The organism is Sorangium sp. So ce295, from assembly GCF_051527405.1.
Lineage (GTDB): Bacteria > Myxococcota_A > Polyangia > Polyangiales > Polyangiaceae > Sorangium > Sorangium cellulosum_B.
On record NZ_CP150324.1, the window covers coordinates 2235084 to 2247942 of the forward strand.

A 12859-nucleotide genomic window follows, 5' to 3' on the forward strand; every position below is an offset into this window, starting at 1 on the left:
AGCAGGCGGGTTTGGTGCTGGGCGCCGATCGCGGCGGCAGGGCTCGTCGCAGCAGGAGGCCCATTGGCTTGCGGTAGGGTGCTCCTTGACGATCCGGGCGCCGCGGGCGACAGGGAAGGGGGAAGCTCCTCCGAGGTCGACGGCTCCGGGGAGGCCGGGAACACGGCGTCAGGAGGAGGTGTTGGAGGAAGTGGCGCGGGCGGAGCCACGGGCAACGGCTCCGGCACGGGTGGCCTCTTCGGATCGGCTGGGTCGAGCGATGGCGGCGCGGCAGCGAGCTCGGTCGGCGTGGGCGCGGGCAGCACGAGCGGCGGGGTTCCGGAGGGAACCGGCGGGAGCGCGGGGGCGCCCGCGGAGCTGGACTGCGCCACGGCGCGGCCCATCTCGAGCTCGCTCGACGTGAAGCACCAGGTCGATATCGACGATTTGCCGCTCATCTCGGAGGTCCAGGGGGACCTGACGCTCAGCGAAGGGGTGAACCGGCTGCACCGCCTTGGCTGTCTGCGGCACGTCACGGGCACGATCACCATCCGGTACACGCGTAACCTGCCCACGCTCGAGGGGCTCGAGCGGCTCGAGTCCGTCGCGGCGGGGTTGACGATCGTGAACAACGATACGCTCGCGAGCATGACGGGGCTTCATGGCCTGAAGGTCGTGGAGGGCTCATTGAACATCCATTCGAACCTCCGCCTCGCTGACCTGGGCGGACTCGAGAGTCTGACGACGGTGCGCCATGGCATCCAGATCGAGAACAACCCGGTCCTGGCGAGCCTCGCCGGGCTGCGCAACCTGACCGGCACGGGCGCGGTGGCGCTCAAGTCCAACCCGGCTCTCAGGAACTTGCAGGGCCTCGACGGCGTGAGTCAGCTCGCCAACCTGCTCGTCGTCGGCAACGCGAAGCTCGAGAGCCTCGGGGGGCTCTCGGCGCTCGAGACTGTCTACCAAGATCTCACCATCGCGAGCAACGCCGTGCTCACTTCCATCGATGGACTCTCTGCGCTCCGGGCGATCGAGCAAAACCTCACCATTTCAAACAACCCGGAGCTCACCAGCATCGATGGACTCTCTTCGCTCGAGCGGATCCACTACGGTCTCGAGATCACGACGAACCCGAAGCTCCCCACCTGTGAAGCGGAAGAGCTCCGTGAGCGGACCGGCGTTCCAGAAGCGTATGTGAGCAACAACGACGACTCGGCGACGTGCCCCTGACGACGGGGCGTGGCGCGCCGTTGCGCGCGGGGCTGCGCAACGGCGCGGGCGTTCGCCGTTGCTCGGCGTCGAGGGCGCCGGGCAAATGGAGGCGCCGGTCCCGGTCACGGTCACCGGTGTCGACGACGCGGTGCAGGTTGGGGCGAGCCACACGCACACTTGCGCGCTGCGGGGCACCGGAGATGTGGTGTGCTGGGGACGGCTCACCACCGGTGAGACGACGGACACGGCCGTGCGCGTCGAGGGCGTCGAGGGCGCCGTCGAGATCGCGGCCGGCTGGTCCAACGACTGCGCCCGCCTCGCGACGGGCAAGGTCGTCTGCTGGGGCAGCGATGGCTCCTCCTCGCACGCCGAGCCGGTCGAGGTGCCCGGGCTCGACGATGCGATCCAGGTGAGCGCCGGGTACTCCCGGTACTGCGCGCTCCGGCAGGGCGGCAGGGTCGTCTGCTGGCGGTTCTCCGCGAGGATGGCGCTGGAGGCGATCGACATCCCGGAGGCCGTTCACGTCACTGCCGGCTACAAGGAAGCCTGCGCCGCCCTCGCGAGCGGCGAGATCGCCTGCTGGCCCACGAACAACAGAGATGTCTACGTGTTCGGGCTGTAGCCTCGGTGCTCTCGTACGGGGTCGTCCGGACACCGTCGTCGCAGTGGAGCACGAGCGCGCGCGCCTCGCCTCGGAGCAGCGCCCGGCGTACCTGGTCGCGGCCGTCATCGCTCGCCGGCACCCCGAGCCGCGCCGTGTCGAGGGTCACGATGGTTCGCGCCACGCTCGAGCCCAGGCGAGGTCTGAGGTAGGCTTCCCCGCCCATGAGCCTGCTGCTCTCGATGACCTCTTGCCCCAACTGCGGCGCGCCGCTCTCCGTCGAGCCGGGGCTGCGCAACGTCATCTGCATCTTCTGCAACACGAGTCTCTTCGTCGAGCGGCCCGCCACCGGCGGCGCCCTCGCGCAAATCAGGGCGCAGCGCGTCTCGAAGGACGACATCGAGCGCGTCAAGCAGCTGCTCGTCGACGGCAAGCGCGACGAGGCCATTGCCCACTATGCGCGGGCAGCGTCCGTGTCCAGAGACGAAGCCGAGCGGGCCGTGGAGAGCGTGTTGCTCTCGGCCTACTGGACGCTCGTCCGTCACTTGCCGATCAACGGCTTCGGTTTCTTCCTCCACGCGGTCTTCGTCTTCGGGGGCGCCGGGATCGCCGCGTGGGCCGCAACACAGGCCGTCGAGTCGCCGGCGTACCTGGCGCTCGTCGCGGCGGGGGGCCTCTTCGCGATTCTACAGCTCGCGCGGTTCCTGCGGCACCTCGCCTCCACCCTGGTCGCATCGTTCGGCTCCCTCGGCCGCGGGCGCGTCCTCCGTTGCTCGGTGGTGCGGGAGTTCGTGAAGCAAGATGGCTTCCTCGTCGTGGTCGTCTTCGAGGTCGTCCCCGACGACGGCAGTCCGGCCTTCGTCGACCAGGAGACCCTCCTCGCCGGCGAGGAGTCTCTCCGGAAGCTCTCGCCGGGCAACGTCGTCCGCGTGCGCTTCGATGGCGCTCGCAAGCGCGTCTTCCCGACCACCCCCGTCACCGTGCTGGCGACGGGGGTCTGACGCGGGGGGTCTGCGGCTCGGCGTCCGGAAGGCTCACGGCATCGCCGATGCGGCTCGGGACGCGCACGTGCCACGTGTCCCCCACGGGCAACGGCGCTAGCGAGGAGCCGCTTGAGATGAGCTCACTCCCCGCATCACCTTTCCGCCAGGAGCCCATGCGAGCTCCCATCTTCGCCGTGCGCGCGGCTCGCGACCCCGCACGTGCTCGCAGCTTGCCGCGCCGCCCCCCCGCTGATAGCTCGCTGGACGCAATCAGGAAGCGAGGGGACGTATGAGCGAATACCGAACAATCGCGGCGGCGCCGGTGCTGGTGGCGGCGTTCCAGGATCAGATCTTCGGCGTCGACCCGGCCACCGGGCGCGTGCTCTGGGAGTACAAGCAGGCCGGGGTCGGTTTCTCTTCCACAGCGCTCCTGATCACGCCTGCGGCGATCTACGCGGCGAGCTTCAGCAGCGTCGCCTGTCTGCATTACCCGACGGGCGAGCTGCTCTGGGAGGTGAAGGCCGCCACGCAGGGCCGCGCCACGCTCCTCCTGGAGGGAGACCGGCTCTTCGTCGCCAAGCAGGGCGAGGTGGAGTGTTTCTCGCTCACCGGCAAGAGGCTCTGGCACAACCAGTTCAAGAGCAAGGGGATGGGCCCGGTCGCCCTGGGCGTGCCGGACAATGTGGCGCAGCCGGACGACAAGGACTGACGCCCCCCGGCGCTACGCCGCCCGCGCCTCCCAGTCGATCTGGTACGCGTGCACGCGCGCCTGCACCGCCGCGCCGAGCCGCGGCGGCACTAGGGCGACAAACGGGTTGAAACCACGAGAAAAAGCAGGAATTTCACAGGGAGACGGGGAGGCGGGGAGCGAGAGACGGCAAGAGAAAGAAATTCATTGTTTCTTCCTCCCCGCCTCGTATGGTCCTCCCCATCTCCGGCCCTCCGATCAGCTGGTTCGCTGTCGGCGCCGCGAGCCTGCTCTTCGCGTGCTTCGTCCAGCGACGCCGCCAGCGCGCGCGGGATCGCTTCCCGCGGCTCGCCGGCGCCCTGGCGGGCACCCTCGACGAGAGCGGCTGCATCACGTTCGATGAGCCGCTCCCGGGCATGCGCCTCCCGCCCGACGACGACTCCCCCGCCGGACGGGTGCTCGTCGTCTCCGGCGCTGCGGCCCGTCCCGCGACCTACCGCAGCGCGGTGCAGCTCGGCGCGGTCGAGGTCGTCCACGGCGAGCGGGATGAGCTGATGGCCGAGGCGCGCGCCGAGCTCGTGCGCCTCGACGCCGTGGCGCTCGCTGCCGCGCTGCTCACCGCCGGCCCGCTCGTCCCGGCCGCGTGGAGCCACTACATCAACTACATTTCCGTCATCTACTGACGGCCGGCGGAGGGCCATAAGGCCCGTATGCCGCTCGGAGCCGCAAGCGACATGGCTGACCTCTCGCCTACGGTGGGACCGGCGATGCCCTGAGCCGCGCCGTCTCCCTCGGAGATGAGGTGGCGGCCCGGGTCATTCACGAGGCGATGGGTCGGCTGCTCGGCCCGCCGCCAGCACCGCCGGTGTTCGATGGATCTACGCTATGGCGCTGGACAGCATTTGGGCCTTGCGGCGCAGAGCCGATTCGTGAGATTCTCCGTGGGGGAGGTCACAAAAGGCGACGGGCTAGACAGACCTGGTCCGGCGGCTTCGGTTGACCAATCGACGGATAGTTAGCCAGATGAAAGAAGACTGGGCGAGCAGAGGAGCGCGACCGCCTCGATCCCATTGAGGCTTTCGAAGGATGCGGGAGGGGTAAACGGTGGGCCGGCGCGACCACGAACGAACCGACCAGGAGCCTACGAGCGCAGCGGACAAGAGGGCCGGGTTGCTTGCTCGGTTGTATCGCGCACCTGATCGCTGGGCGAGAATGAACCCGCAGGAGCTCCGGCATCTCGAGCGGCTGGTAGCCGACCTTCCTCCCGATGACCGCTCATACGTCCTGCTCCGAGCATTCGTTGCGCCGCCTGCCAATGGGTACCTCGCGCAGCAGTACGCGGGAGAGCTGCTCACGCGGCTCCGCCCACCGTGCTCCAGTCCGCTCACAGACCTGCTGCGCAGTGTTTTGCCAAATTGGGACCGATCAGCCAGCGGAGGTCGAGCGTCGAGCCAGGGCTTGGGGGACCACCTCGCCCAGCAGCTGTCACTCCGAACTTGCCGTCATGTACCCGGGGTCCTGTGAAGGTCATCCCTGAAGAGTGAACCCGATGCACATCCCTGATCTTTCAGAGTGGACTTACAACACGCACGGCAACGACGGGTACCAGTACCGCTCGGTGGGCTGGCTCGGCGGCGCGGTCACGCACCCGGGGGACACCGACCCCACCATCGTCGCCACGCTTCGGTTCTTGTGGAACGTCAATCAACTCCCCGATGACTACCGCGGGTTGCATACCTGTGAGATCTGCGGCGAGAACCATGACAAGGGCGAGTTCTTCGTCGAAGACCAAGCCGTACGCTTCGTCCTGCCGAACATGGTGCTCCACTACATCGAAGCGCATCATTACAGGCTCCCGGATGTCGTCGAGGCCGCGGTCCGGCGCCGCTCCCAGGAACGGCACGGATCGCCACACGACTCACCACCACCTGATGGCCGTGGTGGCAATTGGTGGAGACGTTTCGTGCGTCTTATGCGAAGCAGGTGACCGCGGGCGATGCCGCGGCGGAGGGCGCCCCGTTGGGCTGGCGCAAGATAGCGTGTCAGGCGGCCCCGCGGAGGCGGCCGGACGTGCTAGACACTCGTCTCATGGTACGGAAACACACAAACACGCTCGTTCGTGCAGGCAGCATGCTCTCGGTGATGGCGTTGGCGCTGGCCCTCGGCGCGTCCGCGTGCGGCTCCGACCCGCCGCAGACGCCCGGCGAAACCCCCGACGCCTCCTCCGGCGGTGGCCCCCCCGGCGACGGCGGCGGCCCCTCCGGCGGCGGCGGCCCGCCCGGCGACGGCGGCGGCCCCGACACACCCGATCCCGACCCGAGCGACGCCATGTTCGATCCCGACCACGTCATCGAGGTGGGAATCACCCTGGCGCCCGAGGACTGGGAGACGCTCCGCCGCCAGTCCCGCGACGTCTCGGAGGTGTTTGGCGAGGGCTGCATGGAGGGCCCCAAGAGGAGCCCTTACACCCAGTTCCCCGCGACCGTCACCGTCGACGGCACCACGCTCGAGATGTCGTCCGTCCGCAAGAAGGGCTTCCTCGGTTCCGCCAGCCTGTCGAAGCCGTCGCTCAAGGTGAGCTTCGACGAATACGTGGACGGGCGCGAGTACGCCGGCCTCGAAGGGATGACCCTCAACAACGCCCGTCAGGATCCCTCGCTGATCAAGACGTGCCTCGCGTTCAAGGTCTTCCGCGACGCCGGCCTGCCCGCCTCGCGCTGCAACTTCGCCCACGTGACCGTCAACGGGCAGGACCTCGGCATCTACGCGCACGTGGAGCCGGTCGGGAAGCGCCTTCTCGAGCGCCATTTCACGGACGCGAGCGGCGACCTCTACGAGGGCCAGGTCAGCGACTTCCGCGACGGATGGACCGCCACGTACGAAAAGAAGACCAACGAGGACGACCCCGACCTGAGCGAGCTCGACGCGGTCTCCGCCGCGCTCCTGGCCAGCGACGCCGAGCTCGACGCGACGCTCGGCGCGGTCCTGGATATCGAGACCTTCCGGCGGTACTGGGCCACCGAGTCGCTGCTCGGCGCGTGGGACGGCTACGCGGGCAACACGAACAACCACTTCGTGTATTTCGACCCGGCGTCCGGGAAGATGTCCTTCTTGCCGTGGGGCCCCGACATGTCATTCGACGCGGAGGACCCGCTCGGCCCGCCAGGGCGGCCGCAGTCGGTCTCGGCAAAGGGCGCCATCGCGAACCGGCTCTACCAGACCCCGGAGCTCCGCGCTGCCTATGCCGAGGCGATGATGGACCTCCTCGAGACGGCCTGGAATGAGGACGCGCTGCTCCTCGAGATCGACCGGATGGAGGAGCTCCTGGCGCCGTACGTGCGCGCGGACGCGGCGGCCGTGAGGGGGGCGACCGACGCGATACGGAGCTTCGTGAGCGGGCGCCGCGCCACGATCACCGCCGAGATCGCGCCGACGCCCCCCGCGTGGACGTTCCCGCAGCCCGCCATCGCGTGCCTGACGACGGTCGGGACCGTGAAGGGCACGTTCTCGACGACGTGGGGGTCGCTCACCGAGCCGGATCCCTTCGCCGCGGGGACGGGGACGTTCGACGCCGCGTTCCCTGCGGATGACCCGCAATCGGCCCGGACCGTCGGCTCCGCGGCGGGCTATGAAGGCTCCGAGCCAGGGGTCGAGTCCATCACGAGCGGCCGCGCCCAGGTGACGGTCGTCGGGAGCTTCCCCGACGGGACGGTGCGCGCCCTCGTGTTTGTCGTGGACCCGGAGGTCTTCGCCGCCGGAAAAGAGGGCCCGTACGACTGGCAATCGGTCCTGGCGTTCGCGCTTGATTTCACGCAGTCGGAGCCGGCGCTCACGGGCTTTTTCGGCGACGGCAAGATCCACTTCGACGAGGCCTCGACGGAGTCGGGAGCGCCGGTCACGGGCTCCTTCGAGGCGACCGTCCTCGGAGGCGGTCTATTCTGACGTGACGCCGATTCTGCTCCGCCCGGCAGGACGGCGCTGGTCGTCGCGCTCGGCCTCGGGGTCGTGATGCTCGGCGGGAGCCTGTTCGCGCTGTGGCCGCGGGGGTGGTGGTCTCGCGTCGCGGGAGCGCGAGGGGCCCGGTGGACGAGGCGCTGGCCGCTCGTCATCGCCCGGCTTCTCTGGCGGGATTTCTGACATGCGGAACGATGGATCCATCGCTCATCTCGCGCTCCGGCGCGATCCTGTTGAAGCGGTCGGAACCGAACGTCCCTGAGCGTCAGCGAAGGCGATGGCCGCCCCGCCTACCTGCGCAGGAGGCGCCCCTGCCGGGTCTTGCTCGTCAGCGCGCCGTCCTGCGCCACCACCTCGCCGGTGATCAGGACGGCGCGGATCCCCGTCGGCGGCGCGTCGGCCCGCCGCGGCGTCGTGTTGTCCGCCACCGTGGCCGGATCGAACACGACGAGATCCGCCCAGTGCCCGGGCAAGATGCGCCCCACGTCGCGGAGCCCGATCCGCTCGGCGGGCAGCGAGGTCATCCGGCGCACGGCCTCCTCGAGCCGGAACAGGCCGGCGTCGCGGCTGTAGTGGCCGAGCACCCGCGGGAACGTGCCAAATGACGCCGGGTTGTGCTGGCCGCGCCGGGTGAGGATCGCGTCGGTCTCGAACGCGCAGAGCGGGTGCGAGAGCACGGCCCGGAGCGGCTCGTCGTGCGCATCGACGCCCGAGTACGTGTTCAGGAGGACGCGCGCCTTGCCGTCGCTCACGCGGGCGACATGCACGTAGGCGTCGAACTCGCTCCCGCCGAGGCGCCCCGCGATCGCCTCGAAATCGAGCCCCTCCAGCGCCGCGAGCTCCGGCGCTCCGCCCCAGAGCAGCCGGATGTCGGCATACGAGAGCCCGAGGAGCCGCCGGAACATCGCGAACTCCCGCCGGAGCCGGCGGAGGACGGCCGGGTCCCCGATGCGGGCCCGGAAGTCGTCGAGCACCCAGGCGGGGAAGAGGGCGTTCACCGTGGTGTTGCCGACCGTGTAGGGGAACGCGTCGAAGGCGGCGTCGACCCCCCTGTCCACGGCCCGCTCGATCGCGCGGAGCACCCAGGGCACCGTGGGCCACGTCCGCCGGCCGATGAAGATCTGGTGCGAGAGCTGGATCTTCGCGCCGCTCTCCTCGGCCAGGCCGAGCAGCTCGCGGACGGAGCGGAGGTTGTGCGGCGGGCCGAGGAGCAGCGGCCTGTAGAACGGCGATATCCACGTGTAGGCCCGGCCGTGGACCGTGAACACGCCCCCTTCGTCGGCCACCGCCCGGAGCAGCGTCAGGAGCTCGTGCCTTCGCGCGAAGACCCCGGGCGTGTAGGCCAGCCCGGCCGAGAGCCCGAACGCTCCCTCGCGGAGCGACGCGCGCGCGAGCGCGCAGAGCGCGTCCATCTGCTCCGGGCTCGGGGGAGCGGCGCTGTTGCCCATGACCGCCTGGCGGAGCGTGCCGTGGCCGACCAGGAGCGCCGCATTGACGAGCAGCCCGCCGGCCTCGAGGGCCGCCAGCAGCTCGCCCATCGAGCGCCACCGGTAGGCGAGCGCTCCGTCCTTCAGGATCTCCGCGGAGTGCTCCACCAGCGGAATCGACGCCTCGGTGACCGGGGCAGGGGAATGACCGCAATTGCCCGCGACAACGGTCGTGATGCCCTGGGCGACCATCGGCGCGAGGACGTCCTCGTGGTCGGGCAGCGCGAGCAGCCAGTCGACGTGCGAGTGGATGTCGATGAAGCCGGGCGCGACGGCGAGCCCGCCGGCGTCGAGCGTCCGCCCTCCCGCGAGCGCGCCTGGCCCGGCGATCGCGGCGACCTTGCCCTTCTGGATCCCGAGGTCCGCCACGTAGCGAGGCTGGCCGCTGCCATCGAGGATCGTTCCCCGCGAGATGACGAGATCGAAGTCCATCTGCATACCTCCTCGAGAAGCTGGTTCGCGGACCACGCCGAACCGTGGAAAGCCCACCGGACCGGGGCATCGCCGTGGAGCGGAGCATGAGCTCCGCGCGGGCCGCGCGCCCCCCGATCCGGGCTCCGTCGCGCTCGCGCCCCGGCGGCCGCGCCCTTCGAGCCGCTGCCCCGACAGCATGAGCCCGGGCGCTCGCCCGTTCACGCTCGCGCCGCGCGCCCTCCGCATGAGCCCGCCGGTGTGCAGCCCGAGCCCAGCGATCTGCCCCGGCCGGGCCCAGGCCGCGCCGCGCAGTGCAATTCGCTCCGCTCGACCCCGCGATATCGCCTGGCCCCGCGATTGTATCCGCGGCTGTCGCAGTCCTGCTGCGGGTCGACTCGACCCGCGAGGGACCGGGGGAGTCCATGGATCGAACAGCGAGCGCGCCTCGACGCGGGCGTCTCTCTCTGCGCCCGCTCGCCGAGCGGCCGCGGTGCAGCATCGTCATTCCCTGTTACAACGAGGAGCGCTACATCGAGGACGTCCTCCGCTGCGCCCTCGAGCAGCGTTATCCTCCAGAGCTCCTCGAGATCTTCGTCGTCGACGGCGGCTCGACCGACAGGACACGGGAGCTCGCCGGCCGCGTCGCGGCGGAGGATCCACGGGTGACGCTCCTCCACAACCCCGACCGGATCCAGGCCGCCGCGATGAACATCGGCATTCGCCGGGCGCGAGGTGAGGTGATCGTCCGGATGGACGCCCACGCCGACTACGCCGGCGACTACGTGGCTGCGTCGGTCGCGGCGCTCCGGAGGACCGGCGCCCTCAACGCGGGCGGCGCGGCGCGGCCGCGCCACCGGAACGGCTTTCAGCGGGCGCTCTGCGTCGCGCTCTCGAGCCCCCTCGGCGTGGGCGGCTCGGCGTACCGGGACCCGTCGCGCGAGGGGTTCGTCGAGTCGGTGTTCAACGGGGCTTTCCGGCGCGAGGCGTTCGAGATCGCCGGCCTCTACGACCCGGCCGCCATCACCAACGAGGACGCCGAGCTGAACCAGCGCATCATCGAGGCTGGCGGCGCGGTCTACCTGTCCCGGGAGATCGTCGCCTATTACTACCCGCGGTCGTCGTTCGCCGCGCTCTTCCGGCAGTATTTTGCGTATGGCAAGGGGCGCGCGCGCACGCTGCTGTGCCGCCGCAGGTTCCTGTCGCTCCGGCCGGCGCTGCCGTTCTTCATGGTGACGGCCGGAGCGCTGCTCGCGCTCGCGTCGGCGCTCGCGCCGGCGGTCCGCCCGGCGCTGGCGCTCGCCTCGCTCGCTTATGCCGCGCTCGTGATCGCGGAGTCGCTCCGGCTCGCGCGGCGCGCCTCGCCGCGCGATTTCCCCCTGCTCTGCGCCATCTTCCCCGCGGTGCACGCCGCGCACGGGCTCGGGTTCTGGGCCGGCCTGCTCGGCGGCGCGCGGGACGGCGCTGGCCGGCGCGAGGCCGAGCGCCTTCCGGCGCCGTGAGCGCGAGCAGCGCGGGTGATCCCAGGGTTCAGCGGCTCGGACGCGGCGCGAGCGGCGGCGCGGCGCGTTGATCGCCCGCGTTCGCTTTGGTATGTTGGCGCCGTGAGCGTACGCGGGACGTCGTTTGCATCGTTCTCCTCGGTCGCGGCCGAGCTCATCGAGCTGTCCCGCTTTTGCCATGAGCGCGGCTGGACGCCGGCCACGAGCGGCAATTTCTCCGCCCGGCTCGGCGACGACACCCTCGCGATCACGGCGTCCGGGCGGCCCAAGGGCGCGCTCGGCGTGTCGGACATCGTCGTCGTCAATGCGGACGGCCGCCTGACCGGGCCCTCGCCGGCCCGCCCGTCGGCCGAGACGGCGCTGCACTGCCAGCTTTACCGGCACTCCAGCGAGATCGGCGCCGTCGCGCACACCCACTCGCGGGCGGCGACGGTGCTGTCGCGCCGGTGCGCGCAGGAGGGGTACGTGACCCTCTCGGGCTACGAGGTGGCGAAGGCGCTCTCCGGGATGACGACGCACTCCGCCACGGTGCTGCTCCCGGTCTTCGTCAACACGCAGGACATCCGGAAGCTGGCGGAGGACGTCGATGCGTTCATGTCGGCGCATCCGCCCGTGTATGGCTACCTCATCGCAGGTCACGGCCTGTACACATGGGGCTCGGACATCCCGAGCACCATCCGCCACATCGAGGCGATCGAGTTCATGCTGGACTGCGCGCTGCTGGAAGGAGGGCTATCATGAGCCGATTGCGGGTTTACCGGGAGAGCGACCCGACGAGGGCCGACGAATACACGACGCTCGAGGACATCACCCGCGTCGCCGCAGAGGCGCAGATCCGCTTCGAGCGCTGGTCCGCCGAGCGCCCGCTGCCGCCGGGCACGGCGCAGGAGCGGGTGCTCGAGGCGTACGCGGGGCCGGTGAAGCAGCTCTCCGAGGCGTGCGGGTTCGTGACGGCGGATGTCGTGTCGGTGTCGCCGGGCACCCCCAACCACGCCGAGCTCAGGCGGAAGTTCCTGGACGAGCACATTCACACCGAGGACGAGGCGCGCTTCTTTGTCGAGGGGCGAGGGCTGTTCTGCATTCATCACGGCGAGCGCGTGCTCTCGTTCCTCGTCGAGAAGGGCGATCTCATCAGCGTACCGGCCGGGACGCGGCACTGGTTCGACATGGGGCCTGAGCCCTCGTTCACCTGCATCCGGTGGTTCTCCGACCCGAGGGGATGGGTCGCCGAGCACACCGGGTCGGACATCGCGTCGCGCTTCCCGCGGCTCGAGGCGTGAGCATGGCGCCGCTCCCTGCCCGCGCGGTGCTCGTCGACATCGAGGGGACGACGACCGACGTGCGCTTCGTGCACGACACGCTGTTCTCCGTGGCGCGCCGGGATCTGGCCGCGTACGTCGCGGCGCACGCCGGGAGCCCGGAGGTCGAGGCCGCCCGGCGCGCGGTCGCGCGCGAGCGGGGCGAGGGCGAGCAGGCGGTGAGCGACGGCGAGCTCGCGGCGGCGCTGCTCGCGTGGATCGACCAGGATCGCAAGGAGACGACGCTGAAGGCGCTCCAGGGCAAGATCTGGCGCAGCGCCTACGAGTCGGGGGGGCTCCGGAGCCACATCTACGCAGACGTGGAGCCGGCGCTGCGGAGATGGCGAGACCTCGGGGTGACGCTCGCCGTGTTCAGCTCCGGGTCCGTCGAGGCGCAGCAGCTCCTCTTCCGGCACACGACGGCCGGCGATCTCACCGGCCTGTTCACGGCGTTCTTCGATACGACGACCGGGCCGAAGCGAGAGGCGGGCGCTTACCAGCGGATCGCGGAGGCGCTCGGGCTGCAGCCGGGAGAGGTGCTGTTCCTGTCCGACATCGTGGCCGAGCTCGACGCCGCGGCGGCCGCCGGCATGCGCACGGCGCAGCTGCTCCGGCCGGGGACGGCGCGGGACGCGGAGAGCCGCCACGCCGTCGCGGAGCGCTTCGACGACATCGCGCCGTAGCTCGCCAGGCGGCGGCTCGTTCCGCTTGGCGCGTGAGTGACCGCGCTGACATCCTTGGCGC

General features: G+C 70.4%; 12 protein-coding genes. 11 read left to right on the forward strand and 1 reads right to left on the reverse strand.

The genetic code is table 11. The features are described 5' to 3' along the window. Window positions 1-78 precede the first annotated feature (78 nt). The 7 genes from WMF11_RS08575 to WMF11_RS08605 all read left to right on the forward strand — a co-directional run bounded on the left by WMF11_RS08575 (window position 79) and on the right by WMF11_RS08605 (window position 7405). On the forward strand, window positions 79-1209 hold the full coding sequence (locus WMF11_RS08575) for a hypothetical protein (protein ID WP_437977110.1): 1131 nt from the start codon (window positions 79-81) through the stop codon (window positions 1207-1209). Between the two features lie 85 nt (window positions 1210-1294). Further along, window positions 1295-1813 (forward strand): RCC1 domain-containing protein, encoded by a 519-nt coding sequence (locus tag WMF11_RS08580; protein ID WP_437977111.1) that lies wholly within the window; start codon window positions 1295-1297, stop codon window positions 1811-1813. Window positions 1814-2016: 203 nt separating this feature from the next. Next, window positions 2017-2793: a hypothetical protein gene (locus WMF11_RS08585; protein ID WP_437977112.1), complete on the forward strand. Its 777-nt coding sequence runs from the start codon at window positions 2017-2019 to the stop codon at window positions 2791-2793. 271 nt (window positions 2794-3064) lie between these two features. After that, window positions 3065-3484, forward strand: a complete 420-nt coding sequence (locus tag WMF11_RS08590) for an outer membrane protein assembly factor BamB family protein (RefSeq protein WP_437977113.1) — start codon at window positions 3065-3067, stop codon at window positions 3482-3484. A gap of 209 nt (window positions 3485-3693) precedes the next feature. Next, window positions 3694-4146 (forward strand): hypothetical protein, encoded by a 453-nt coding sequence (locus WMF11_RS08595; RefSeq protein WP_437977114.1) that lies wholly within the window; start codon window positions 3694-3696, stop codon window positions 4144-4146. Between the two features lie 857 nt (window positions 4147-5003). Continuing rightward, window positions 5004-5450 (forward strand): hypothetical protein, encoded by a 447-nt coding sequence (locus WMF11_RS08600; protein ID WP_437977115.1) that lies wholly within the window; start codon window positions 5004-5006, stop codon window positions 5448-5450. Window positions 5451-5551: 101 nt separating this feature from the next. Continuing rightward, window positions 5552-7405, forward strand: coding sequence for a CotH kinase family protein (locus WMF11_RS08605; protein ID WP_437977116.1), 1854 nt, complete (start codon window positions 5552-5554; stop codon window positions 7403-7405). A 302-nt stretch (window positions 7406-7707) separates the two neighbouring features. On the opposite strand, the gene WMF11_RS08610 is transcribed toward WMF11_RS08605, so the two are convergent. Then, entirely contained in the window at window positions 7708-9336 is a 1629-nt protein-coding gene (locus tag WMF11_RS08610; RefSeq protein WP_437977117.1) for an N-acyl-D-amino-acid deacylase family protein, read from the reverse strand. A gap of 404 nt (window positions 9337-9740) precedes the next feature. Here WMF11_RS08610 and WMF11_RS08615 point away from each other — a divergent pair, with 404 nt between their 5' ends. The 4 genes from WMF11_RS08615 (at window position 9741) to mtnC (ending at window position 12798) form a co-directional block, all read left to right on the forward strand. Beyond that, window positions 9741-10817, forward strand: coding sequence for a glycosyltransferase family 2 protein (locus WMF11_RS08615; protein ID WP_437977118.1), 1077 nt, complete (start codon window positions 9741-9743; stop codon window positions 10815-10817). 102 nt (window positions 10818-10919) lie between these two features. Further along, window positions 10920-11558, forward strand: a complete 639-nt coding sequence (locus WMF11_RS08620) for a methylthioribulose 1-phosphate dehydratase (RefSeq protein ID WP_437550900.1) — start codon at window positions 10920-10922, stop codon at window positions 11556-11558. Then, the gene (locus tag WMF11_RS08625; protein ID WP_437550902.1) at window positions 11555-12097 is read left to right on the forward strand and encodes a 1,2-dihydroxy-3-keto-5-methylthiopentene dioxygenase; all 543 of its coding nucleotides are present in this window, start codon (window positions 11555-11557) and stop codon (window positions 12095-12097) included. The genes WMF11_RS08620 and WMF11_RS08625 overlap by 4 nt, the downstream gene beginning before the upstream one ends. Window positions 12098-12099: 2 nt before the next feature. Next, window positions 12100-12798: an acireductone synthase gene (gene mtnC / locus WMF11_RS08630; RefSeq protein WP_437977119.1), complete on the forward strand. Its 699-nt coding sequence runs from the start codon at window positions 12100-12102 to the stop codon at window positions 12796-12798. The last annotated feature ends 61 nt before the right edge of the window (window positions 12799-12859 follow it).

What these genes read in the sequence shown, in the direction of transcription:
- WMF11_RS08580 (WP_437977111.1), top strand. Translation starts at nt 1,295, where the DNA reads ATGGAGGCGCCGGTCCCGGTCACGGTCACCGGTGTCGACGACGCGGTG.
- WMF11_RS08585 (WP_437977112.1), top strand. Translation starts at nt 2,017, where the DNA reads ATGAGCCTGCTGCTCTCGATGACCTCTTGCCCCAACTGCGGCGCGCCG.
- WMF11_RS08590 (WP_437977113.1), top strand. Translation starts at nt 3,065, where the DNA reads ATGAGCGAATACCGAACAATCGCGGCGGCGCCGGTGCTGGTGGCGGCG.
- WMF11_RS08595 (WP_437977114.1), top strand. Translation starts at nt 3,694, where the DNA reads ATGGTCCTCCCCATCTCCGGCCCTCCGATCAGCTGGTTCGCTGTCGGC.
- WMF11_RS08605 (WP_437977116.1), top strand. Translation starts at nt 5,552, where the DNA reads ATGGTACGGAAACACACAAACACGCTCGTTCGTGCAGGCAGCATGCTC.
- WMF11_RS08610 (WP_437977117.1), bottom strand. Translation starts at nt 9,336, where the DNA reads ATGGACTTCGATCTCGTCATCTCGCGGGGAACGATCCTCGATGGCAGC.
- WMF11_RS08615 (WP_437977118.1), top strand. Translation starts at nt 9,741, where the DNA reads ATGGATCGAACAGCGAGCGCGCCTCGACGCGGGCGTCTCTCTCTGCGC.
- WMF11_RS08625 (WP_437550902.1), top strand. Translation starts at nt 11,555, where the DNA reads ATGAGCCGATTGCGGGTTTACCGGGAGAGCGACCCGACGAGGGCCGAC.
- mtnC (WP_437977119.1), top strand. Translation starts at nt 12,100, where the DNA reads ATGGCGCCGCTCCCTGCCCGCGCGGTGCTCGTCGACATCGAGGGGACG.